Source organism: Lysobacter sp. SCRH-1R (assembly GCF_057747855.1).
Genome location: NZ_CM173227.1, coordinates 466,264 through 488,905, shown reverse-complemented (window position 1 = coordinate 488,905; position 22,642 = coordinate 466,264). Strand labels below are relative to the sequence as shown.

Here is a 22,642-nt window from a genome sequence, read left to right as displayed (position 1 = left end):
TCGGCCGACCGGTCGCCGCTCGTCCGTTCCGGTGCGATGCACCGCAACGTTCGGGGGCCCGGTTTTCCGACCTTCATTCATTCGGGGTGATGCCGATGCGCAAGTTCGCTTCATGGGCCAAACGCGGCCTCTATGTCCTTTCGCCGCTTCCGCTGCTCGCCGCCATGACGGCGTCCGCGGCGGGACCGTCCGATCAGCTGCCGTCCGCGGTGCGCGCGGCGATGCAGCGCGATCTCGGGCTCGATTCGGCCCAGCTGGCGCAGTACCTGAAGATCGAACGGCTCGCCGAAGTACAGGGCAAGCCGCTCGCCGCCGCGCAGGGTCGCAACTACGCGGGCAGCTGGATCGAACGCGCGGCGAACGGGCAGTTCAAGGTGGTCGTGGCGACCACGTCGCTGCGCGCGCAGAAGGGCCCGGCCGACGTGGAGATCCGCAATGCCCGCCACAGCCTGGCCGTGCTCGACACGTCCAAGGCGCAGCTCGATGCCGCGCTCTCCCGCGGCAAGGCGCCCGCGGGCGTGTACGGCTGGTACGTCGACCTGCCTGGCAACAGCGTCGTGGTGAGCGTCGGCAAGGGCCATGAGCAGGCCGGCATCGACTTCATCGCCGCCAGCGGCATCGACAGCCGTACCGTCCGCCTGGAAACCGCCGAGGAGCAGCCGAGCCTGCGCGTCGCGCTGGAAGGCGGCCTGGGTTACCTGCGCAATCCGGGCGACGGCTATCTGTACGCGTGCTCGATCGGCTTCCCGGTCACGCAGGGCGGCTTCGTCACCGCCGGCCACTGCGGCGATGCGGGCGAAGCGACGTACTTCGAACCCTCGCAGTGGACGCTGGGCCCGAAGATCGGCTCGTTCGTCGCCTCCAGCTTCCCCGCGCCGGGCCAGACCGGCAACGACTTCGCGTGGGTGAAGGTGGATGCCGGCCACACGCTGACGCCGGAAGTGTCCGGCTACGGCAGCGGCGACGTGGTCGTGCGCGGCAGCACCGAAGCCGCCGTGGGCGCGGCGATCTGCCGTTCGGGCCGCACCACCGGCTGGCGCTGCGGCACGATCGAAGCGAAGAACCAGACGGTCAACTACAGCACGGGCGAGACGATCCTCAACCTCACGCGCACCACCGCGTGCTCGGAAGGCGGCGACTCGGGCGGCTCGTTCATCACCGGCCCGGGCCAGGCGCAGGGCGTGCTGTCGGGCGGCAGCGGCAGCTGCAAGGGCAAGCAGCCGAACAACCGCACGCGCAGCTTCTACCAGCCGCTGCTTCCGATCCTGCAGAACTACAACCTGACGCTGCTGACCGGCGCCTGATCCTTAACCCGCTACCTCACCGACTCCCTCCCCTGCACGTGCAGGGGAGGGTTGGGAAGGGTGAAGTGCAAGCCCGTAACGCCCGCCCCCCCGCTCACATCTCCGACAAAGCCCGCGCAACCGCCTCCGGCGACGCATCTCCCAACGCGACATACGCCACACGCAGCGCCCCGACGAACCGCGCATCGGCAGACAGCGGCGCGAACACCGCATCGAGCCGCAGGAACGCATCCACGTCCGCCGCCGAGCCATCGCACTGCCGCCCAACCGCAGCAAGCGCATCGGCCATCGGATCCACGATCGCCACGCCCGCCTTCGCCTGCCGCCGCACGTAACGCAGCCAGCCTGCCACCGGCACGCAGAGCGGATCGATCGAACGCCCTGCCGCCAGCGCATCGGCGATCGTGCCCAGCAGTCGCACCGGAATCTTCTGCGAGCCGTCCCACGCAATCTGCGAAAGCCGGTGCTGGATCGCCGGATTGCGGAAGCGTTCGAGGATCGCATCGATGTAATGCGCCGCATCGAACCCGCGCGGCGCGGCGACGTTCGGCGCGATCGCCTCGCGCATCAGCCGTTCGACGAAACCCGCGAGCACCGGCGTCGCCATCGCCTGCGCGACCGTTTCGATCTCCATCAGCGAGCCCAGGTACGCCAGCGCCGAATGCGGCGCGTTGAGCAGGCGCAGCTTCGCGCGGTCGTAGCCGGCGATGTCGTCGCTCATCGTGACGCCGGCGCGTTCCAGCGGCGGGCGCCCGTTGCAGAACGCGTCCTCGACCACCCACTGCGTGTACGCCTCGCGCTGCACGGGCCACGCGTCGATGCAGCCCAGTTCGCCCGCCACGCGATCGCGCAGCGCGTCGTCGGTGGCGGGCGTGATGCTGTCGACCATTGAACGCGGGAACGTGGCGTTCTCGGCGATCCAGCACGCGAGGTCGTGGTCGATGCGATCGGCGAACGCCACCACCGCGCGACGCAGCTTGCCGCCGTTGTCGGGCAGGTTGTCGCAGCTGAGCACGGTGAACGGCGGCAGCCGCTGCGCCTTTCGACGACGCAGGCCTTCGACGAGGTGGCCGATGGCGCTGACGGGCGTTCTGGGGTTCTCCAGGTCGCGCACGATGTCCGGATGCGCGAAGTCGAGTTCGTCCGCGGCGAGGCAATAGCCCTTCTCGGTGATCGTCAGCGTGACCAGGCGGACGTCGGGGTCGGCGAGTCGTGCGAGCACGCGCCCGCCCTCCTCGCGCGCGGCGAGCACTTCACGCAGCGCGCCGATGACGCGCAGGCGCGGCCGTTCGCCGAGCAGCGCGAGCGTGTACAGCCCGTCCTGCGGCGCGAGCGCGTCGCGCACCTCGACGCTGTTGAGCGACACGCCGCAGATGGCCCAGGCAGGATCGTGCGCGAGCACATCGTCGACGTACACCGCCTGGTGCGCGCGATGAAACGCGCCGACGCCGAGGTGGACGATGCCGATCCTCGTGGCGGCGCGGTCGTAGTCCGGGCGCTGGATGTCGGGGGGAAGCGTGGCGAGCGTGGTGGCGTCGAGTCGGCGGTCGGTCATGTCGTACTGCTGTGTTCGCGTTGGGTCGGCGTGATGGATCGTCGTGACGTGTCGCCGTGATGCGATGGGAACCGTCATCCCCGCGAAGGCGGGGATCCAGCTGGTCGTCGCGACGCGTCTTCCGAAGAGAGTGACGCGGCTGGCAGTTGGGTTCCCGCCTTCCCGGGAACGACAGCTCAGGGAGTTTGTGTTATCTGGTGACGGTCAAGGTTTTCCTTACGCGCACATCCGCACTCGACGCGCCGATCTGCACTTCATACGCGCCCGGATCCACCGCATACGCATCGCGCGCTTCATCCCACGTCCGCAGATCGTTCGCAGGCGTGATCGTGAAACTCACCTCGCGCGATTCGCCCGGCTGCAGGTGCACGCGCTGGAAGCCGCGCAGGTCCTTGCGCGCGCGCTCGCGCTTCGGATCGAGCAGATGCAGGTACAGCTGGACCACCTCGTCGCCCGCGCGCTTGCCGGTGTTCTTCACCTGCACGGTCGCGGTCACCGGTTGCGATGGCGACGCGCTCGCGCGGTCGAGCTTCAGGCCCGAGTACGCGAACGTGGTGTACGACAGTCCATGGCCGAACGGATACAGCGGCTCGCCTTCGAAGTAGCGGTACGTGCGGTTGCGCATCGCATAGTCGTCGAATGCGGGCAGCTTCTCGTCGGCCTTGTAGAAGGTGACGGGCAGGCGGCCGGCGGGATTCGCATCGCCGAACAGCACATCAGCCACGGCGTTGCCGCCGCGCTGGCCCGGATACCACGCCATCACGATCGCGGGCAGGTTCTGCTTCGCCCAGTCCACCGCGATCGCCGAGCCCGCGGTCAACACCATCACCACCGGCTTGCCCGTGGCGTGCAGCGCTTCGAGCAGCTTGCGCTGCGTTTCGGGCAGGCGGATATCGGTGCGGTCGCCGCCGGCGAAGCCGGGATAGTTGACCGTCATCTCCTCGCCTTCGACGTCACCGGTGAGTCCGCCGACAAAGACGACGACGTCCGAATCGCGCGCGGCCTGCACCGCTTCCTCGAACGGCGGCTTCGCGCCCGGCATGCGCCACGCGAGGCGTACGCCGGCATCGCGTTCGCGCTCGTAGTACCCGAGGCGGATGTTGTATGCACGACCCGCTTCCAGTTCGACGTCCGCATGCTCGGCATGCAGGCGATCACTGTTCTGCCAGTGGTCGATCACCAGCTTGTCGTCGAGGTACAACCGGACGCCGTCGTTGCCGGCGGCTTCGATCTGGTAGGTGCCACTCACCGGCGGCAGCAGCTGGCCGCTCCAGCGGATGCTGAAATCGTCAGCCGGAACGTCCTGGCCGCCCTGCGCTTCGCCACGTGCCATCAGGTTGTCGGTCGGCGAGCCGCGATCCCAGCGGAAGCCGATCTGCGGATCCACGCGCACCAGGGTCGGCTTGCCCTCGAGCTCGCGATTGCGGAAGTACTCGCCGCGCAGGCCGCGTTCGGTCGAACCGGCTTCGGGGCGCAGGTACTGCGGTTCGATCAGCGGATTGGCCGCGGGATCGTCGCGGCCTTCCACCAGATCGACGCCGCGCGCATGCACGATCGTCGCGTTCGGCGCGGCTTCGCGGATGCCCTGCAGGATGGTCACCGGCGCCTTCGGCGTGCCGTAGTAGTTGCCGAGCAATGCCATCGTGTCGTCCGCGGTGGGGCCGACGACAGCGATGCGTTTCACGTCGCGCGACAACGGCAGCACGCCGTCGTTCTTCAGCAGCACGATCGATTCCTGCGCGACCTTGCGCGAGAGCGCGTCGTGCTCGGGCGACTGGTTCACCGAGTACGGAATGCCCGCCCAGCGCACCTGCGAAGGCGGCTCGAACATGCCCAGCCGCATGCGCGCGGTGTAGAGCTTCGTGAGCGCGGCATCGACCTCGGCCTCGGGAATCAGGCCCTTGCGGACCGCCACCGGCAGCGACGGCAGGTACGTGTCGCCGCAGTCGAGCTGCGTGCCGTTCTTCACCGCGAGCGCCGCGGCTTCTTCCGGCGTCGCCACGATCTTGTGATTCTTCCAGATGTCGACGATCGCCCAGCAATCGGACACGACGTAACCCTTGAAGCCCCACTCGCCGCGCAGGATGTCCTGCAGCAGGAATTTGCTGGCGCTCGCTGATTCGCCGTAGACGCGGTTGTACGCGCCCATCACGGCATCGACGTCCCCTTCCTTCACCAGCGCCTCGAATGCGGGGAGATACGTCTCGCGAAGATCGCGCTCGGTCGGCTTCGCATCGAAGGTGTGGCGATCGGCTTCGGGGCCGCTGTGCACGGCGAAATGCTTGGCCGTGGCGTCGAGCTTGCGGTACTTCGGATCGTCGCCCTGCAGGCCCTTCACGAACGTCACGCCCATGCGCGAGGTCAGGTACGGATCCTCGCCGTAGGTTTCCTGTCCACGGCCCCAGCGCGGGTCGCGGAAGATGTTGATGTTCGGCGACCAGAACGTGAGGCCCTGGTAGCGCCCGCGCTGGCCCTGGCGCGCGAACTCGTGGTGCTTGGCGCGCGCTTCGTCGCTGATGGCTTGGCTGATCTGCGCCATCAGCGGCACGTCGAACGTCGCCGCCATGCCGATGGCCTGCGGAAACACCGTTGCGCCGCCTGCACGCGCGACGCCGTGCAGCGCTTCGTTCCACCAGTCGTACGCGGGCACGCCGAGGCGATCGATCGCCGGGGCGGCGTTCTGCATCTGCGCGGCCTTCTCGTCCAGCGTCATGCGCGAGACGAGGTCGGCGGCGCGCTGTTCGAAGCTGCGGCTGGTGTCGAGCCAGGGGCGGTCGGTGCTGCCGGCCTTCGCCTGCCCGGCCGCCTGCGCGCAGAAAGCCTGCGCGCATGCCGAGAGCAGCAGGGCTGCTGCCAGTACACGGCGCCCGGATCGGACGCGTGGCGGAGTGGAAGTCGCTGGGTTCCCGCTTTCGCGGGAGCTATGCGAACGGGTCCGCGGGTCAATCGCGACGTTCATGACGTCCATTCCGATCACCTCTCAGTGGCCTTGCGTGTCATGTGCATACGGCCCCACCGTCACTCCGATGAAGCCACCCGCGACATCGGTGCTGAGCACCGTGCCGTCCACGTCCTGCTTCAACCACTTCCAGCCCTGGCCCGCGTCGTAGGCGAACGCGTAGTCGCCCGCATCGCCTTCGATCTTCAGCTTCAGGGCCTTCGTGCCGGCCGGCAGCGTCGCGGTCGCGAGCGTTTCGGTCGCGTCCTTCTGCCGCTTGCGCACCGTCAGCGTCACGCCGCTGCCGATGCGTTGCGCGCCAATTGAGTACCAGTAGTTCTCGTTCTGGAACGCGGCGATACCCGCTTCGGTACCGGACTCGGTCGGCACCGTCATCGCCGTGCTCGCTTCGAACGAAAGGTGCTGCTGCCGCCGCGCGAGGAAGGTCGGATTGCGCAGCGTGTCGAGCCCTTCGCCCGGCGCGATCGCCAGCTTGCCCGCGTGCGTGCGCAGGTCGGCCCACTGCGTCTTCGGCACGCGCGCGAACAGCCACGTCGTGTCGAGCGCCGGTTTGTCGAAGTCGTCGCGCCAGGTGAAGTTGCCGCTCAGCGGCGCCTGCGTCGCGCCCCGCTGCATGAACGACGGGCCATCGGCGACCTGCGGAATGCGCTTGCCGTGGGCGAGGATCGTCGGCCAGCCGTCCTTCCATTCCACCGGCAGCAGGAAGGTCTCGCGCCCGGTGTTGTAGTGCACGCGGTCGTACATGCGACTGGCGAGGAACACCGCCCACCACGTGCCGTCGGTGGCTTCCACGAGGTCGGCGTGGCCCGCGTTGCCGATCGCATCGACACGGTCTTCGGGAAGATCGCGCTGCGTCAGGATCGGATTGTGCTCGTACGGCGTGTACGGGCCCCAGATGTCGCGGCTCCGCGCCACCACCTGCGAGTGCTGCAGGCTGGTGCCGCCTTCGGCGCAGACGAGGTAGTACCAGCCGTCGCGCTTGTAGATGTGCGGGCCTTCGATCCAGATCGGCTTCTGCGACAGGTCCATGCCGCCGTTGATCAGCACCTTGCGCGGGCCGAACGGCTGCAGCGTCTTCGCGTCGAGCTGTTGCATCCAGATCGCGCGATGGCCTTCGTACAGCGGCTTGCCTTCCGGCGCGTCGTTGTTGATGAGGTAGACCTTGTCGCCATCGAAGAACAGCGACGGGTCGATGCCGTCGATGGTCTTCAGCCAGATCGGATCGGACCACGGGCCGGCCGGATTCTTCGCGGTGGCGATGAAGTTTCCGCCTGCGTCCACGGACGTATTGAGTACGTAGAACGTACCGTCGTGGTACTCGATGGTGGGTGCGAACACGCCGCGCGACATGTTCAGTCCGTCGAAGTCCAGCTGCGTCGGGCGGTCGATCACGTTGCCGACCTGCGTCCAGTGCACGAGGTCGCGGCTTTCGAACACCGGGATGCCGGGGAAGTACGTGAACGTCGAATTGACCAGGTAGTAGCGGTCGTTCGCGCGCACGATGCTCGGGTCGGGATAGAAGCCGGCGAGGATCGGATTGCGGTACTGCCCGGGCTTCACCGGCGCATCGAACGGCGCGTCGTGGCCCTTGTATTCGAACCAGTCGAAGAGGACGGGCTCGGCGGCGAGCACTGGCATCGACGCTACCGAAAGAACCAGTGCCGACACCCACTTCGTCATTCCCGCGAAAGCGGGAACCCAGCGCCTTTCGGCCTGGTGACGAGACGTCGCTGCAAAGTCGCTGGGCCCCCGCTTTCGCGGGGATGACGGCTTGGTTAGGGACACGACCGCATTCATCGAATCACCAATCCCACATCGCGCCATCCTCCAGCCGCGCGATCGGCAGCTGCTTGGGCGCATAAGGGAATTTGGCGGCGAGCTTCTCGTCGATGTCGACGCCGTGGCCGGGGGTGTCGCCGACGTGCAGGCGTCCGTTGCGGAAGACGTAGTCATGCGGGAAGACCTCGTTGGTTTCATCCGAATGGAACATCCATTCCTGGATGCCGAAGTTCGGCACCCACGTGTCGAAATGCAGCGCCGCGCCCATGCACACCGGCGACAGATCCGTCGCACCGTGGAAGCCCGTTCGCACCGCATGCAGCGCGGCGAAATCGGCGATTCGGCGCACGTGCGTGATGCCGCCGCCGTGCACGATGGTGGTGCGGATGTAGTCGATCAGCTGGTTCTCGATGAGGTGCTTGCAGTCCCAGATCGAGTTGAACACCTCGCCCACCGCCAGCGCGGTGACCGAATGCTTGCGGATCAGTTCGAAACCCTTCTGGTTTTCCGCGGGCGTGGCGTCTTCCAGCCAGAACAGGCGGAACGGTTCGAGGTCGCGGGCCAGTCGCGCCGCTTCGATGGGCGTGAGGCGATGGTGCACGTCGTGCAGCAGTTCGACGTCGGGGCCATGATCGGCGCGCAGGCGTTCGAACAGCTTCGGCACGATGTTGAGGTATTTCGGCGTGTTCCAGACCGTTTCGGCCGGCAGCTCGCTTTCGGCCGGTTCGTACGGCTTGCCGCCGACGGAGATGCCGTAGGCCTTCTTCACGCCAGGCACGCCGCATTGCGCGCGCACCGCGAGGAACCCCTTCTCGATGTACTTGGCGACCTCGTCGGTCGTTTCCTCGATGTCGCGACCGTTCGCGTGCCCGTACACCAGTGCGCCTTCGCGCGAGCGCCCGCCGAGCAGCTGGTACAGCGGCAGGCCCGCCATCTTGCCGAGGATGTCCCACAGCGCGACGTCGACCGCGGCGATGGCGGTCATCGTCACCGGACCGCGACGCCAGTACGCGCCGCGATGCAGGAACTGCCACATGTCCTCGATGCGGCCCGCGTCGCGGCCGATCAGGTTGGGCACGACATGATCCTGAAGGTACGACGCAACGGCGAGCTCGCGGCCGTTGAGCGTCGCATCGCCCAGGCCGGTGATGCCCGAACGCGTGGTGATCTTCAGCGTGACGAAGTTGCGGCCCGGACAGGTGACGATGACTTTCGCATCGACGATCTCGCGGTCGCGCGTGGAGCCGTGACGGGTTTCGGTGGTGGCGGTGTTCATCGTGCGTGGTCGTCGGAAGAAGGCGAAGGAAGGGGAAGTTCGAAGGGGCCGGCCGGAAGGTTCGCGCCGTCGAACAGCGTGCATACCGGGCCGTCCGCCCAGCAGTAGCGCACGCGCGCGGCTTCGTGCGCGTTCGGCGAACGCAGGGTGACGGTGTTGCTCCACGCCTTCGCGTCGGCGTAGCGGCAGCTGTCCGTCCGCGCGCCGCACAGTTCGAAGCCGATGGGGCCGTTCGCGCCGACGCCGACCAGATCGCCGGTGTTGTCGCGGAACGTCACGACGACCGCGTCATCGACGCGTCGCGCGGACACCGGTACCGGTCCGGATGGCGGCAGCGCCTCGCCGTACACGACATGGCGCGCGGCGCGTGCGAGGCGACGGCCGAGTTCCTGCTTGTTCGGCGGATGGATGTCGTAGTGGTCGCCGATGTCGATGGCGACGACCAGGCCGCTGTTGGCATCCTCGTTGGCGACCAGGCGCTGCGATTCGCGAAGTTCCGCCCAGCCGCTCCCGGTGGGCTTCGTCGTCGGCATGCCGTAGTTGGCCAGCTGCACGATCAGCAGCGGCGTTTTCGCGCCAAAGCGCGAACGCCAGTCCTCGCGCAGCGTGCGCAACAGGTCGCGATAACGCGCGCCTTCGAACGTGTTCGACTCGCCCTGGTACCAGAGCATGCCGCGCACGTTGTAGCGGCCCAGCGGCGCGATCATGCCGTTGTACAGGGTCGACAGTCCGGCGGCGGTTTGCCACGGCGCGCGCGGTGGCGTGTCGCTGCCGGCCACCAGGCGGAACTTCCACGGATTCGACAACGGCGCGCTGGAACCGTCCTTGAAACGCAACGCGTTCGCCGACGCCGGACCGGAGAGGCCGCCATCGCGATATGTGTCGAGCACGTTGACCACGACGACGTTCTCGCCTTCCTTCAGCAGGCCCTTCGGCAACGCGTATTCGCGGCCGCTGCCGGCACCGTAGGTACTGCCGACGGCGACACCATTCACCCACGTCATGTCGACCTCGTCCGCCGGCGCGAGCGCGAGCGTCGCGTCCTGCGCGGCCTGCCTGGCGGTGAGCTTCACCGTGGTGCGATACCACACCATGCCGTCGAACGCGGCGAGTTCCGGGATGCCCCAGCGCTCCCACGCGCCGAGTTCGCGCGGCGCGGCGCGCCAGTCCCTGCCTGGCGAGTACGTGCGGCTCCACGGCTCGTCGCCCGGCTTGGCGTCGCTGCGTGCGTTCCACCAGCGCGTCCACACGTCGCCCCAACGTTCGATCGCCCCGACTTCATCGGTCGCGTACTGCGCCAGTACGTCGAGCTCGGCGTCGTAGAGTTTCGTCGCGCGCAGCGCTTCGCCACTGGTCCACGCCTGGATGCGCGATCCGCCCCACGCGGCGTTGATCAGGCCCATCGGCACGTCGACGGTCTTCTGCAGCTCGCGCGCGAAGTAGTAACAGGCGGCGGAGAAATCGCGGACGGTCTCGGGCGTCGTCGTCCTCCACTTCACCGGCGTGGCGAACGTCGCCTGCCGCGTGACCGCGCCGTGCTGCGGCACGGTGAGCAGGCGGATGCGATCGTTGTCCGCACCCGCGATTTCGGCGCGCGCGTCGAGCGATCGCCACACCTGCAGTTCCATGTTCGACTGGCCGGAACACAGCCAGACGTCGCCGACCATCACGTCGCTCACGTTCTGCGTCGTCTCGCGGGACGTCGCGCTGAGCGTGTACGGGCCACCGGCCTTCATCGATGGAAGCGTCGCGCTCCAGTGGCCGTCGGCGTCGGCGCGCGCGGTGGCGCGCTTGCCGGCGAAGCTGAGCTTCACCTGCTCGCCGGCGTTCGCGCGCCCGAACACGCGGATCGGCTGCTCGCGCTGCAGCACGGCGTGGTCCTGGAACATCGTGTGGAGCAGCGTGGCTTCGGCCGCGTTCGCGACGAACGCCGCCGACAGTGCGGCAACGCCGCACAGCGCGCGCGCCAGGTTTCGAATGCGATGCATGGTGCGGATCGACATGGTTCAGCCATTCCCCGGGGCGAACGGAAATTCGAGCGATTCGTAGTAGTCCAGCGGATGCGCGGGCGGCGCGTAGCCGTCCGGCAGCGGACGCTGCGAGAACGTCTGGAAGTACGCGATGCTGGCGTCGCGCCACCACTGCGCTTCCTTTTCCTGGATCGCCAGGAAGGTCGCGATCTGCGCGTGGCGTTCCGGATCGATCCTGCCTTCCAGAGCGTTCCAGGTGCGGCGCATGTCGCGCACCTTGTCGACGCCACGCGAGTAATGCACGACGAGTTCATCCCACAGCGTGCGGCCGGACCGGGTCGTGTAGTCCCACGGCAGATGGTGGAACCACAACAGGAATTCCTCGGGCGTCCTGCCCGCATCGTCGAACTGCGCGGCGACCGGCTTCGCGTACTGCGACACCGCATCGCTGCCGCGCGTCGTGCGATCGAAGCCGATGCCGTCCTTCGTGGCGCGGTGGTAATACACGCTGGTCCAGTCCGCGCGCGGGCCGCCTTCGACCCACGGGCCCGGGCCGTAGTGATGGCCGCGGCCCATCAGGTGATGCAGGCCGAGCGGCGTCATGTAATCCACGACCGCTTCGCGTGAGCCCATCATCATCGCGACGACGGGCTGCACGATGTCGCCGTCGTTGGAGAACGTCATGCGCGTCCACTCTTCCGCGATGTCGCGCGAGGAGAGTTCCGGATTCCACGCGAGCCGGCCGAAGACGTACCAGTTGGCCTGGTCGAAATGCGAGCCGCTCCAGTTGCGGTCGCTGCCGATGTTCGCCACGCCGGCCATGCCGGTGAGCCGGTAACCGTGCAGTTCGCCATCGACGACCTTCGCCACCGTCGAACCCTTGCCGCGTGCGTGGGTATCCGCACGCAGCGTTTCCTCGAACAGCGGGCCCAGGTACGCAAGGTGCGTCGCGAAGCCGAGGTACTCCTTGGTGATCTGGAATTCCATCATCAGCGGCGTCTTCGGCATCGCACCGAACAGCGGATGGAACGGTTCGCGCGGCTGGAAGTCGATGGCGCCGTTCTTCACCTGCACCATGACGTTGTCGCGAAACCTGCCGTCCAGCGGCACGAACTCGTTGTACGCCTGCTTGGCGCGATCGTCCGGCGTTTCATGCGAATAGACGAACGCACGCCAGATCACGATGCCGCCATGCGGCTTCACCGCGTCGGCCATCATGTTGGCGCCGTCGGCATGCGTGCGGCCGTAATCCTGCGGGCCGGGCTGGCCTTCGGAATTGGCCTTCACCAGGAAGCCGCCGAAATCGGGAATGGCCTTGTAGATCTCGTCGGCCTTCGCGTTCCACCACGCGCGGACCTTCGGGTCGAGCGGATCGGCCGTCTTCAGCCCGCCGATCTCCACCGGCGCGCTGAAGCGCGCGCTCAGGAACACGCGGATGCCGTAGGGGCGGAACACGTTCGCCAGCGCCGCGGCCTTCTCGATGTACATCGGCGTGAGCTGCTGCGCGCTCGCGTTGACGTTGTTGAGCACGGTCGCATTGATGCCGATGGACGCGTTGGCGCGCGCGTAGTCGGTGTAGCGCGGGCCGAGGTAATCGGGGAGCTTGTGCCAGTCCCAGATCGATTCGCCGGCATAGCCGCGCTCGACGTTGCGGTCGAGGTTGTCCCAGTGGTTCAGCATGCGCAGCTGCGTGCGCGGGACTTCGCGGATGTCGAGCGCGTCGATGGGCTGGCCCGTCTGCAGCAGGCGCAGCAGGTGGAACGCGCCGTGCATCGCGCCAGCGTCGGTGTTGGCGGCGATGGCGATCGCGTCGCGGCCGTCGAACTCGACCGTGCGGATGCGATAGCCCTCGCGGCCGAGGTCCTTCGTCGCGAGCTTCAGGTCGGCGATCTGCTTGGACGACGTGGGCGTGCCGACGATCAGCGCACCTTCGACCTTCGCGGCGCCGGACATCGGCAGCGCCGCGCCGAGCAGGCCGCCGAGACCACGGACGAGCTCATCGCGCGTGGCCCGCTGCGTCGGCGTGGCGGCCGGGGCGACGAGCTGCGCGAGGCGGGGCCGATACGCTTCCGCGTCGGCATCCGGGATCGGGCGATAGCGCAGCCACAGGTCGTAGCCGTCCTCCGCCGCCGCCGGGCGCGGGAGCAGCAGGGCTGCGAGCAGGAGCAGCATGAGGGCGAAGAAGCCGGATCGTTGCCGGGCGGCGGGTACGCTGTCGCCGGGCGTGCGGGATGCCCGTACCATGTGCAAAGCTCTCATGCGCAGTCCTGGTTGAACGAATGACGAGGCGGCCCCCGACGCGGCAGGCGCCGCAGGGTGCGGCATCCGCGACCGCTGGCCGACAGAAGGAACGAACGTTGGAGAAGCCGAGGAAATCGCTGCGCCGCAAGGGCGCCGCCGTGACCATCGACGAAGTGGCCGTGCTGGCCGCGGTTTCGCCGATGACCGTCTCGCGCGTGGTCAACGGCCAGGGCAAGGTCCGCGACAGCACGCGCGAACGCGTGATGCGCGCGGTGAAGGAACTGGGCTATACGCCCAACCTCGCCGCCAGTTCGCTCGCCGCCGCGCAGCACACGCGCGTGGCGATGATCTACACCAACCCCAGCTCGGCCTACCTGCGCGAGCTGCTGGTCGGCGCGCTGCGCGGCGCGGCGCGCACCGCGGCGCAGCTGATGATCGAAAGCTGGGACACCTACAACGCCGACGCGCAACGCGCCGCCGCGCGCGAGATGAGCAAGTCCGTCGCCGGCGTGATCCTGCCGCCGCCGCTGTGCGAATCCAAGGCGGTGGTGTCGGAGTTCCTGTCGGCCGGCGTGCCGGTCGTCGCGATCGCGTCGGGCCGCTTCAGCCAGGAAATCTCCTGCGTGCGCATCGACGACTTCCGCGCCAGCCAGGAGATCACCGCGCACCTCATCTCGCTCGGCCACACGCGCATCGGCTACATCAAGGGCCATCCGAACCAGACCGCCAGCGCGCGGCGCTACGAGGGCTTCCAGGCGGCGTTCGCGCAGGCCGGGCTCGAGATCGACGGCGCGCTCGTGCAGCAGGGTTACTTCACCTACCGCTCGGGCCTGGACGCGGCCGAGAAGATGCTCTCGCACCGCAAGCCGCCCACCGCGATCTTCGCCAGCAACGACGACATGGCCGCCGCCGTGGTCTCGGTCGCGCACCGTCGCGGGCTCGATGTGCCGCGCGACCTGTCGGTGGTCGGGTTCGACGATACGTCCGCCGCGACCACGGTCTGGCCGGAACTCACCACGATCCACCAGCCCATCGCGTCGATGGCCGATTCGGCCATCGACATCCTGCTGCGCGGCATCCGTCGCAAGGACCGCAGCACGCGCGTGGTGGTCGACCACGTCGTCGCGCACCAGCTGGTGACGCGCGACTCGGTGGCGCCGCCGTCGAAGGGCACGCGCGGCGCCTGAGCTGAAAGGCCGCGCCCGGGTCGTCCTGCTGGAACTGCTCCGATTGAAGCCGCCCGGACGCGCCATGCCTCAGCCTTCCATCTGCTCCAGTTCCTTGCCCTTGGTCTCGTAGACGTACTTCAGGACAAAGAACACCGACACGATCGCCGCCACGGTGTAGATGCCGTACGCAGCCGCCAGGCCGATGCCGGCCAGCAGGATCGGGAAGGTCACGGTGATGGCGAAGTTGCTCGTCCACTGCGCGGCGCCGGCGACGGCCAGGCCCGAGCCGCGGATCTGGTTCGGGAACATCTCGCCCAGCATGACCCACATCACCGGGCCCCACGAGGCGTTGAAGAAGATCACGTACACGTTCGCGGCGATCAGCGCCAGCGTGCCCATCGAATCGGACAGCATGAGCCGGCCGTTCGCATCCAGCGACGCGGTGGCGAAGGCGAAGGTCATCGCGGCGAGCGACACCGCCATGCCGACCGAGCCGATCCACAGCAGCGGCTTGCGCCCGATGCGGTCGATCAGCAGCACCGTGACCAGGCAGGCGCCGATGCTCAACGCGCCGGACAGCACGTTGATCAGCAGCGCGTCGCTTTCGGAGAAGCCGACCGCCTGCCACAGCACCGCGCCGTAATAGAACACGACGTTGATGCCAACCAGCTGCTGGAACGTCGCAAGGCCGATGCCGATCCACACGATCGGACGGATCCTGCCGGTCGCCTTGTTGATCAGGTCCGACAGCTGCGGGCGATGATGGTCGCTCGACAGCGAGGCATCGATCTCGGTCAGCTTGACCTGCGCTTCGCTGGCGCCGTACAGGCGCGTGAGCACGGCGAGCGCGTCGGCCTTGCGCTTCTTCACGACGAGGTAGCGCGGGCTTTCCGGAATCGCCAGCAGCAGCACCAGGAACAGCGCCGACGGGAAGGCCATCATCCAGAACATCCAGCGCCACGCTTCATGGCCCAGCCACAGCGGCTGCGTGGACGCGCCGGCCAGCTTGGCCAGCAGGAAGTTGCTGAGGAACGCGCAGAACAGGCCGCCGATGATGGCGATCTGCTGCACCGTCGCCAGCCGTCCGCGATAGCGTGCCGACGCGACTTCGGCGATGTACGCCGGCGACATCACGCTGGCCGCGCCGACCGCGAAGCCGCCGATCACGCGCGCGGCGACGAACATCGCCGAACTCGTGGCGGCGCCGGAACCCAGCGCGGAAATCAGGAACAGCACGGCCGAGATGATCAGCACCGAGCGCCGGCCCCAGCGGTCGGCAAGGCGTCCGGCGAAGAACGCGCCGATCGCGCAGCCCAGCAGCATGGATGCGACCTCGAAGCCCAGCCCGGCCTTGGTCGACTGGAACGCCTGCTGCAATCCATCGACGGTGCCGTTGATCACGCCACTGTCGAAGCCGAACAGGAAGCCACCGATGGTGGCCACGCAACTGACGAGGATGATGAAGCGGGTGTTTTCCGCGCTTGCGGATGAGGAACCTTCGAGCGTGGCGCTGTTCATTTCGCGTGTCTCGTTTGAAGGAGTCGGATTTGGATTCGGGAAGGTGGAGCCGTCACGTCCACGTTCGACCGGCACGAGCGCGAGCTTCCCCCACGCGCTGCACCGCCTTGAGCTGTACCGCCTCAAGCCGTCATCCCCGCGAAGGCGGGGATCCATCTTTCAACCGCGTCACGCCTTCACGGCGTGACGCATCGGACGCATGGATTCCCGCCTTCGCGGGAATGACAGCTCTTTTAACCCTTACCCGGCACGAATGACAGATGCCGGGGTCCCGCCAATCCGCAATCCGTCCTCAGCGCAGCAGGTACTGGTTGAGCAGGTTCTCGTAACGCTCCTGCTTGCCGCTGATCTGCCTGGGCTCGCCGTTCTTCACCGCCAGCTCGCGCAGGTCGGCCAGGCCGAGCTTGCCGCGTTCGAAGTCCGCGCCCGCGCCGTTGTCGAAGCTGGCGTAGCGCTCGGTGCGCCACTGCTCCCACGGCGAGTCGTTGAGCAGCGCGTGCGCCACTTCCAGGCCGCGCGCGAACGCGTCTATACCGCCGATGTGGGCGATGAACAGGTCTTCCATGTCGGTCGACTCGCGACGCGCCTTCGCGTCGAAGTTCAGGCCGCCGACCAGGCCGCCCTGGCGCAGCACGACCATCATCGCGCCGACGGTGTCGTACAGGTCGGTCGGGAACTGGTCGGTGTCCCAGCCGTTCTGCGCGTTGCCGCGGTTGGCGTCGATCGAGCCCAGCAGGTCGTGGTCGGACGCGACCTGCAGGTCGTGTTCGAACGTGTGGCCCGACAGCGTGGCGTGATTGGCCTCGATGTTGAGCTTGAAGTCCTTGTGCAGGCCGTACTGGCGCAGGAAACCGGCGACGGTGGCGCTGTCGAAGTCGTACTGGTGCTTCATCGGCTCCATCGGCTTGGGCTCGATGAGGAAGTAGCCCTTGAAGCCGATGCTGCGGCCGTAGTCGCGCGCCATCGTCAGGAAGCGGGCGAAGTGCTCGACCTCGCGCTTCATGTTGGTGTTCACCAGGCTCGCGTAGCCTTCGCGACCGCCCCAGAACACGTAGTGCTCGCCGCCCAGTTCGACGGTCGCGTCCAGCGCGGCCTTCACCTGCACCGCGGCGCGGGCGACGACGTTGAAGTCCGGGTTGGTCGACGCGCCGTTCATGTAGCGCGGATGCGAGAACAGGTTCGCCGTGCCCCACAGCAGCTTCACGCCCGTGTCGTTCTGGCGCTGCTTGGCCTGCGCGACCATGTGCTTGAGGTTCTTTTCGTACTCGCCGATGTCTTCCGCATCCGGCGCCAGGTCGACGTCGTGGAAGCAGTAGTACGGCACGCCGAGCTTGGTGATGAATTCGAACGCGGCGTCGACCTTGTTCTCGGCCGTCTGCATCGCGGTGGCGCCTTCCCACGGGAACCTGCGCGTGCCCGGGCCGAACGGATCGTGGCCGGCGTTGGTGAAGGTGTGCCAGTAGCACACGGCGAACTTCAGGTGCTCCTCCATCGTCTTGCCGCCGATCTTCTTGTTGGCGTCGTAGACCTTGAAGGCCAGCGGGTTGTTCGAATCGCGTCCCTCGAACGGGATGCGGCCAATGCCGGGGAAGTATTCCTTGGCGCCGATGAAGTGCTTGCTCATGTTCGTGGGAATCGCTTTGGTCGGTGGATGGAGGCGCGGCGTTGCGTCAGGCGGCCTGCCTGGCGTCGGCGCGGGTGGTCGGGTGCGGCGCGTACAGCGTCTGCGTCGCGTCGAGATGCGTAAGGAAGGTCCTGTAATGCGCGGCGTAGGCGGCGACCGCGTTCGCATCCGGGCGCGTGGCGGCGGCTTCGTCCACGCGCACGTGGTCGCGCGCGATGCCGGCGATCGGGGTGTCCTTGCCGCTCGCGCGTTCGAACGCCCACAGCGCCTGCAACGCGCCGCCGAACGCCGCGCCTTCGGCCTGTTCCGGCACCTGCACGGGCAGGTCGAACACGTCGGCGACCATCTGCCGCCACGTCGCGCTGTGGCTGCCGCCGCCGGTGAGGCGGATCGAATCGAACGTCATGCCGGCCGCGCGCAGCGCATCGAAGCCGTTGCGCAGCGCGTAGGTCGCGCCTTCCATCGCGGCGCGGTACACGTTGCCGCGCGTGAGGTTCGCCATGTCGATGCCGTGCAGGCTCGCGCGCGCATCCGGCAGGTTCGGCGTGCGCTCGCCGTTGAAGAACGGCAGCATCACCAGGCCGTCGGCGCCGGGCTTCGTGCCTTCCAGCACCGATTCGCCGTCGCGGCTGGAGAAGCCGAACAGCTTCGCCACGTTCTCGGTGGCGACGGTGCAGTTCATCGTGCAGATCAGCGGCAGCCAGCCGCCGGTGGACGAGCAGAACGCGGCCCAGCCGGCGTTCTCGTCGACGACCGGAAAATCCGCGCACGCGAACAGCGTGCCCGAGGTGCCCAGGCTCATCGTCAGCACGCCCGGCGCGACGTTGCCGGTGCCGATGGCGGCCATCATGTTGTCGCCCCCGCCGGCCGCGACGATCACGTCGTGCGACAGGCCAAGTTCGTCCGCGATGCCCGACGCGATGCCGAAGCTCGCATCGGCCTCGACCAGCGGCGGGAGGAAATCGGCGAGATTGGTGTCGGCATCGGTCGCGGCGAGCATCCCGCGCGACCACGTGCGCGTGCGCACGTCGAGCCAGCCCGTGCCCGACGCATCGCCGTATTCCATCCAGCGCTGGCCGGTGAGCCAGAAGTTCACGTAGTCGTGCGGCAGCAGGATCGTGGCGAGCTTCGCGTACACCTCGGGGCGATGCTTGCGCGTCCACGGCAGCTTCGACGCGGTGTAGCCGGCGAGGATCGGATTGCCGGCCAGCGTCACGCACGACGCTTCGCCGCCGGCCGCGGACATGATCTCGTCGCACTCGCCGCTGGTGCTGGTGTCGCACCACAGCTTGGCCGGCGCGAGCACGTTGCCCTGCGCGTCGAGCGGCACGAACCCGTGCTGCTGGCCCGACACGCCGATCGCCACGACGGCGGCGCGCTGCGCCGGGTCGAGTTTGCCGAAACAGGCGCGAATCGCGTCGATCCACCACTGCGCGTGCTGCTCGCGGCTGCCGTCGTTACCGGCGATGAGCTCCAGCGGCTGCCCGTGCGTGGCGACGACCCGGCGCGAGTCCGCGTCGTAGGCGACGAGCTTGACGCTCTGGGTCCCCACGTCCAGTCCGACGAAGAGGCGTGTCTGAGCGCTCATGCGCGTCCGGCTCCAGAAAAGTTAGCGCTAACAATTTTGCGGCAGGAACGATCCGCACTGGAAACACCGACCAGCAGTGACATGGGTGGAAGCAAGGGATCCCGTAGGTGCGTAGCACTCTACCAGCGATGAGAAAAAAGCCTTGCTGCAGTGCGCAAAGCGTTACGCGACAAGGACTTGGCCGTGTCGCGGCGCAGCGAGACGGAGGCACCCGGCGGGTCGGGCGCGGATTCAGGATCGCCCTGCCCCAGGAGTCAGGTCGGGCGCACCTCAGGCTGCCGGGCGACAAAAGCCGCCCGCGGGTCCCGATAGCGCTACCAGCGCCCTACAGGTTGCGGAACACGCACGCGATCCACAGCAGCACGAACGCCAGTGCGACCAGCACGAACGCGAACGGCGCCAGCATCGGCAGGTAGCCCAGGCGGATCGCCAGCCCGGCGCCGCCGGCCAGCGTGGCGATGAAGAAGATCGGGAAACTCGGAGGCGTCAGGCCCATCGGTTCGTTCCTTGCGGTGTAGGCGCCGGATCAGCGCGGGGGAAGCACGGTGCGCGGATCGACGAGCTGCCCGCCGCGGCGCAGTTCGAAATGCAGCATGTCGCGGCCCGCGCCGACGCGCCCCATCTCGGCCACCTGCGTGCCCGCGACGACGTTCTGCCCTTCGCCGACCAGCCGCTTGCGGTTGTGCGCGTAGCTCGACACCCAGCCGCCGGGGTGCTCGATCACGATCAGTTGTTCGTAACCGGGCGAGCCTTCGCCGGAATACAGCACCTTCCCCGCCGCGACCGCGCGCACCGGACTGCCGGCCGCACCGGCGATGTCGAGCGCGCGCGGGGCTGCATCGCCGCGCGCGGGCGCGTTCAACAGCGTGCCGTTCGCGGGCCACTGCCAGCGCGTCACGTCGGCGTCGAGCGTTTTCGAGGCAACGCTGCTGGACGTCGCCGCTTTCGATGTGCTCGCCTTGGTCGGCGCCTTCGGAGCAGCGGCGTTCGAAGCGGCGCTCTTCGCCGCGGGCTTGGTCGCGGGCGGCTTCGCCTTCACCGGCGAGGACGTGTCGGGCAGCGCTTCGGTGCGGACGGTGGACGCCGCCGGCGCGCGCGCAACCGGCGGTTTCGATGCGGATTTCGCGGGGAGGCGGAGGCGGTCGCCGGGATGGATCAGGAACGGCTCGGCGATGCCGTTCGCCTGCGCCAGGTCGATCACGCTCACGCCGTTGCGCGAGGCGATGCCGTACAGCGAATCGCCCGCCTGCACGACGATGCCGCCGTCGTACGACGAAACCGGCACGCCCGACGAGGGCCACACCTTCACCGTCGCCGGCGTGCACGCGCACAGGCCCAGCGACACGGACACCACGAGGATTGCGGAACGACGCATGACGACCTGCCCGGATGTAGCGCCCATGTCGTCGCGATCGCGGCGCCCGTGAGCGGGGCGGCGAGGTTATCGGGCGGGCGGCGGCGGCGGTATGCGCAATGTTCCTCTTGCGCGTGGGCCGATTTATTGCTGCCGGCGCCTTCGTACACGCCGATACAAATCGCCCGGATCGCCGACACATCGCCGATACGCCCCCGCCTTCGAATGGCACCACCCCAACCGAAGGAGCCCGCCATGAAGCCGTCCCCCGTCCTCGCCGTCGCGCTGCTCGCCACGATCGGCGCCCTCGCCCTCCCCGTCGTCGTGCACGCGCAGGCCGCCGGCATCACCCGCACCGACCTGCAACGCAGCGAGCTGTCCGTGCCCGGCCGCGAAGCGGTGCAGGTGCTGGTCGCGTTCGAGCCCGGCATCGTCGCCGCCAACCACCATCATCACGGCGAGGAGATCGTCTACGTCACGCAGGGCGCGCTCGAATACCGCCTGGAAGGCCGCGCACCGGTGACGCTGAAGCAGGGCGACACGCTCTTCATTCCGCATGGCGTGAACCATGAGGTCGTCAACGTCGGCACCGGACGCAGCGCGGAGCTGGCAACGTACATCGTCGAGAAGGGCAAGCCGCTGGTGGTGCCGGCTTCGCAGCGCGATGCGCGGGCCGCTGCGGCTGCGTTCGACGTCGCGGGGGATTCGGCGCGGATCGAGCTGAGGTTCGCGGATGAATATCCGCTGCGGCCTACGTTGTTCGATTCGGCGGCGGCCTGGGAGGACTGAGGCGCCCCCCGCGTTCACGTCACGCCGGCGGACGCTGGAAGCCACCTGCGTCGGCCGGTTCCATTCGCGGTCGACGAAAGCAACAGCGCAGCGCCGTGCCGCATCGGTCGTCACCGCTTCGGCTTCGTTGCCGCTCGCCCCACCCTTCTCCCGGTGGGAGAGGGACTCATAGCGCCTCTTCGCGATGCGTTCATCCACGCGATCCACCGCGTTCATCGAACGTCGCACACCGATCGCCGCAGCGCGCGCGACGCACGCTGCGACACCGGTCACAGCGTGCACAACGGTTGCTTCCGCTCCGCCGCGCAACACATTCCTCTCGCGAACCATTCACGCGCGGAAGGCTACGTTCGGGCTGCCGACCGAGGAGTCTTCGTGAAGAAACAGATCACTGCACTCGAGAGCGCCGTCGTGCTGCATTCGGCGCAGATCCTGGCGATGGAATGCCTGCTGCGCGCGATGATCGTCACGCATCCGAACCGCGCCGCGCTGAAGGAGGCGTTCCAGCGCATCGCCGCCGAGCTCGAGCAGCGCCTGGCCGATGCGGGCTTCGAGAACGGCCTGCCGGTGGACAGCGCGCGCACGCTGGTCGAGCCCTTCCACACGCGCACCGACGACTGGATCACCTGGGTGGACCTGATCACGGCGGAATAACCCCGCCCCGCCTTTGTAGCCGGGTAAGGCCGAAGGCCGCATCCGGGGAACGCCTGATGCCTCGTCGCGCAAAAGCCCCCGGGTGCGCTTCGCTTACCCGGGCTACAAAGGCCCGATCGCATCAGAACGTCCCGCTCTTGTAGCCCGGGTAGGCCAAAGGCCGCACCCGAGGAACGCCTGATGCCTCGTCACGCAAGAGCCCCCGGGTGCGCTTCGCTTACCCGGGCTACAAAGGCCCGATCGCATCAGAACGTCCCGCTCTTGTAGCCCGGGTAAGGCCAAAGGCCGCACCCGGGGAACGCCCGATGCCTCGTCACGCAAAAGCCCCGGGTGCGCTTCGCTTACCCGGGCTACAGAAGCAACAACGAGCGCCCCTGTAGCCCGGGCAAGGCCGAACGCCGTGGGGTCACTTCGCGAGGAACCCCGCGCGACCTTTCCGCCATCACCCCTCCACCGCGCTACCGAATGCGAGCGCGCACGCCTTCCCGTCGCCGACCAGCGCGCCGCGCATCCGTTCCTCCGTGAGCGGCCTTATCACCCAATCCACGGGCATCGTCGCGAACCGGCTGCGCACGTGGCCCATCGCAACGAAGTACGACGGCCCATCGCCCACGCAATACCAGAACAGATCCGAAGGCGCCGACGAATCGTTACCGGTGCGCCAGGTGACGACCTTGACGATACGCAGCGATGCCCCCGTCACACGGCCCGTGGGCGTCTCGAAGGTCATTTGTTCGAAGCTTCGCTTCACCGCGGCGTCGAACGCACGTTTGGCGCGCAGGGATGCGAAGAACGATGCCGCCAGGAAGGCGATGGTGAGGAGGAGGATGAACGGATCGCTCATGCGTACGGGTCAGGCCTG

The 22,642-nt window shown here is 67.9% G+C and carries 16 protein-coding genes; 4 read left to right on the top strand and 12 right to left on the bottom strand.

Annotated elements, in window-relative coordinates:
• Window positions 1-95 precede the first annotated feature (95 nt).
• A complete protein-coding gene (locus tag AC3ANK_RS02125) occupies window positions 96-1,304 on the top strand; it encodes a S1 family peptidase (protein WP_206860188.1) in 1,209 nt (402 codons plus the stop codon).
• Window positions 1,305-1,398: 94 nt separating this feature from the next.
• On the opposite strand, the gene AC3ANK_RS02120 is transcribed toward AC3ANK_RS02125, so the two are convergent.
• The 6 genes from AC3ANK_RS02120 to AC3ANK_RS02095 all read right to left on the bottom strand — a co-directional run bounded on the left by AC3ANK_RS02120 (window position 1,399) and on the right by AC3ANK_RS02095 (window position 13,015).
• Window positions 1,399-2,859, bottom strand: a complete 1,461-nt coding sequence (locus AC3ANK_RS02120; protein WP_484172015.1) for a mannitol dehydrogenase family protein — start codon at window positions 2,857-2,859, stop codon at window positions 1,399-1,401.
• A gap of 190 nt (window positions 2,860-3,049) precedes the next feature.
• Complete coding sequence (locus AC3ANK_RS02115) at window positions 3,050-5,818, bottom strand: glycoside hydrolase family 3 C-terminal domain-containing protein (protein ID WP_484172014.1); 2,769 nt, start codon at window positions 5,816-5,818, stop codon at window positions 3,050-3,052.
• A 21-nt stretch (window positions 5,819-5,839) separates the two neighbouring features.
• Window positions 5,840-7,498, bottom strand: coding sequence for a glycoside hydrolase family 43 protein (locus tag AC3ANK_RS02110; protein WP_484172013.1), 1,659 nt, complete (start codon window positions 7,496-7,498; stop codon window positions 5,840-5,842).
• 121 nt (window positions 7,499-7,619) lie between these two features.
• Window positions 7,620-8,873, bottom strand: a complete 1,254-nt coding sequence (gene manD / locus AC3ANK_RS02105; RefSeq protein WP_206860192.1) for a D-mannonate dehydratase ManD — start codon at window positions 8,871-8,873, stop codon at window positions 7,620-7,622.
• Window positions 8,870-10,876 (bottom strand): sialate O-acetylesterase, encoded by a 2,007-nt coding sequence (locus AC3ANK_RS02100; RefSeq protein WP_484172012.1) that lies wholly within the window; start codon window positions 10,874-10,876, stop codon window positions 8,870-8,872. The genes manD and AC3ANK_RS02100 overlap by 4 nt, the downstream gene beginning before the upstream one ends.
• A gap of 3 nt (window positions 10,877-10,879) precedes the next feature.
• Entirely contained in the window at window positions 10,880-13,015 is a 2,136-nt protein-coding gene (locus tag AC3ANK_RS02095) for an alpha-glucuronidase family glycosyl hydrolase (protein ID WP_484172011.1), read from the bottom strand.
• A gap of 185 nt (window positions 13,016-13,200) precedes the next feature.
• Here AC3ANK_RS02095 and AC3ANK_RS02090 point away from each other — a divergent pair, with 185 nt between their 5' ends.
• Window positions 13,201-14,271, top strand: a complete 1,071-nt coding sequence (locus tag AC3ANK_RS02090) for a LacI family DNA-binding transcriptional regulator (protein ID WP_242525002.1) — start codon at window positions 13,201-13,203, stop codon at window positions 14,269-14,271.
• 69 nt (window positions 14,272-14,340) lie between these two features.
• On the opposite strand, the gene AC3ANK_RS02085 is transcribed toward AC3ANK_RS02090, so the two are convergent.
• The 5 genes from AC3ANK_RS02085 to AC3ANK_RS02065 all read right to left on the bottom strand — a co-directional run bounded on the left by AC3ANK_RS02085 (window position 14,341) and on the right by AC3ANK_RS02065 (window position 20,358).
• Window positions 14,341-15,771, bottom strand: coding sequence for a sugar porter family MFS transporter (locus tag AC3ANK_RS02085; protein WP_206860196.1), 1,431 nt, complete (start codon window positions 15,769-15,771; stop codon window positions 14,341-14,343).
• A 292-nt stretch (window positions 15,772-16,063) separates the two neighbouring features.
• On the bottom strand, window positions 16,064-17,395 hold the full coding sequence (gene xylA, locus AC3ANK_RS02080) for a xylose isomerase (protein WP_484172010.1): 1,332 nt from the start codon (window positions 17,393-17,395) through the stop codon (window positions 16,064-16,066).
• Between the two features lie 46 nt (window positions 17,396-17,441).
• The gene (gene xylB / locus AC3ANK_RS02075; RefSeq protein WP_484172009.1) at window positions 17,442-18,983 is read right to left on the bottom strand and encodes a xylulokinase; all 1,542 of its coding nucleotides are present in this window, start codon (window positions 18,981-18,983) and stop codon (window positions 17,442-17,444) included.
• A 325-nt stretch (window positions 18,984-19,308) separates the two neighbouring features.
• Window positions 19,309-19,479 carry a hypothetical protein gene (locus tag AC3ANK_RS02070; RefSeq protein ID WP_206860199.1) on the bottom strand — a complete coding sequence of 57 codons (171 nt, stop codon included), beginning with the start codon at window positions 19,477-19,479 and terminating at the stop codon, window positions 19,309-19,311.
• A 30-nt stretch (window positions 19,480-19,509) separates the two neighbouring features.
• Complete coding sequence (locus tag AC3ANK_RS02065; protein ID WP_484172008.1) at window positions 19,510-20,358, bottom strand: peptidoglycan DD-metalloendopeptidase family protein; 849 nt, start codon at window positions 20,356-20,358, stop codon at window positions 19,510-19,512.
• 234 nt (window positions 20,359-20,592) lie between these two features.
• Between AC3ANK_RS02065 and AC3ANK_RS02060 the strand changes: the two genes are divergently transcribed.
• Window positions 20,593-21,126 (top strand): cupin domain-containing protein, encoded by a 534-nt coding sequence (locus AC3ANK_RS02060; protein ID WP_206860201.1) that lies wholly within the window; start codon window positions 20,593-20,595, stop codon window positions 21,124-21,126.
• A 375-nt stretch (window positions 21,127-21,501) separates the two neighbouring features.
• Window positions 21,502-21,780: a hypothetical protein gene (locus tag AC3ANK_RS02055; RefSeq protein WP_206860202.1), complete on the top strand. Its 279-nt coding sequence runs from the start codon at window positions 21,502-21,504 to the stop codon at window positions 21,778-21,780.
• A gap of 442 nt (window positions 21,781-22,222) precedes the next feature.
• Here AC3ANK_RS02055 and AC3ANK_RS02050 read toward each other — a convergent pair whose 3' ends face one another.
• Complete coding sequence (locus tag AC3ANK_RS02050) at window positions 22,223-22,624, bottom strand: hypothetical protein (protein ID WP_484172007.1); 402 nt, start codon at window positions 22,622-22,624, stop codon at window positions 22,223-22,225.
• Window positions 22,625-22,642 lie beyond the last annotated feature (18 nt).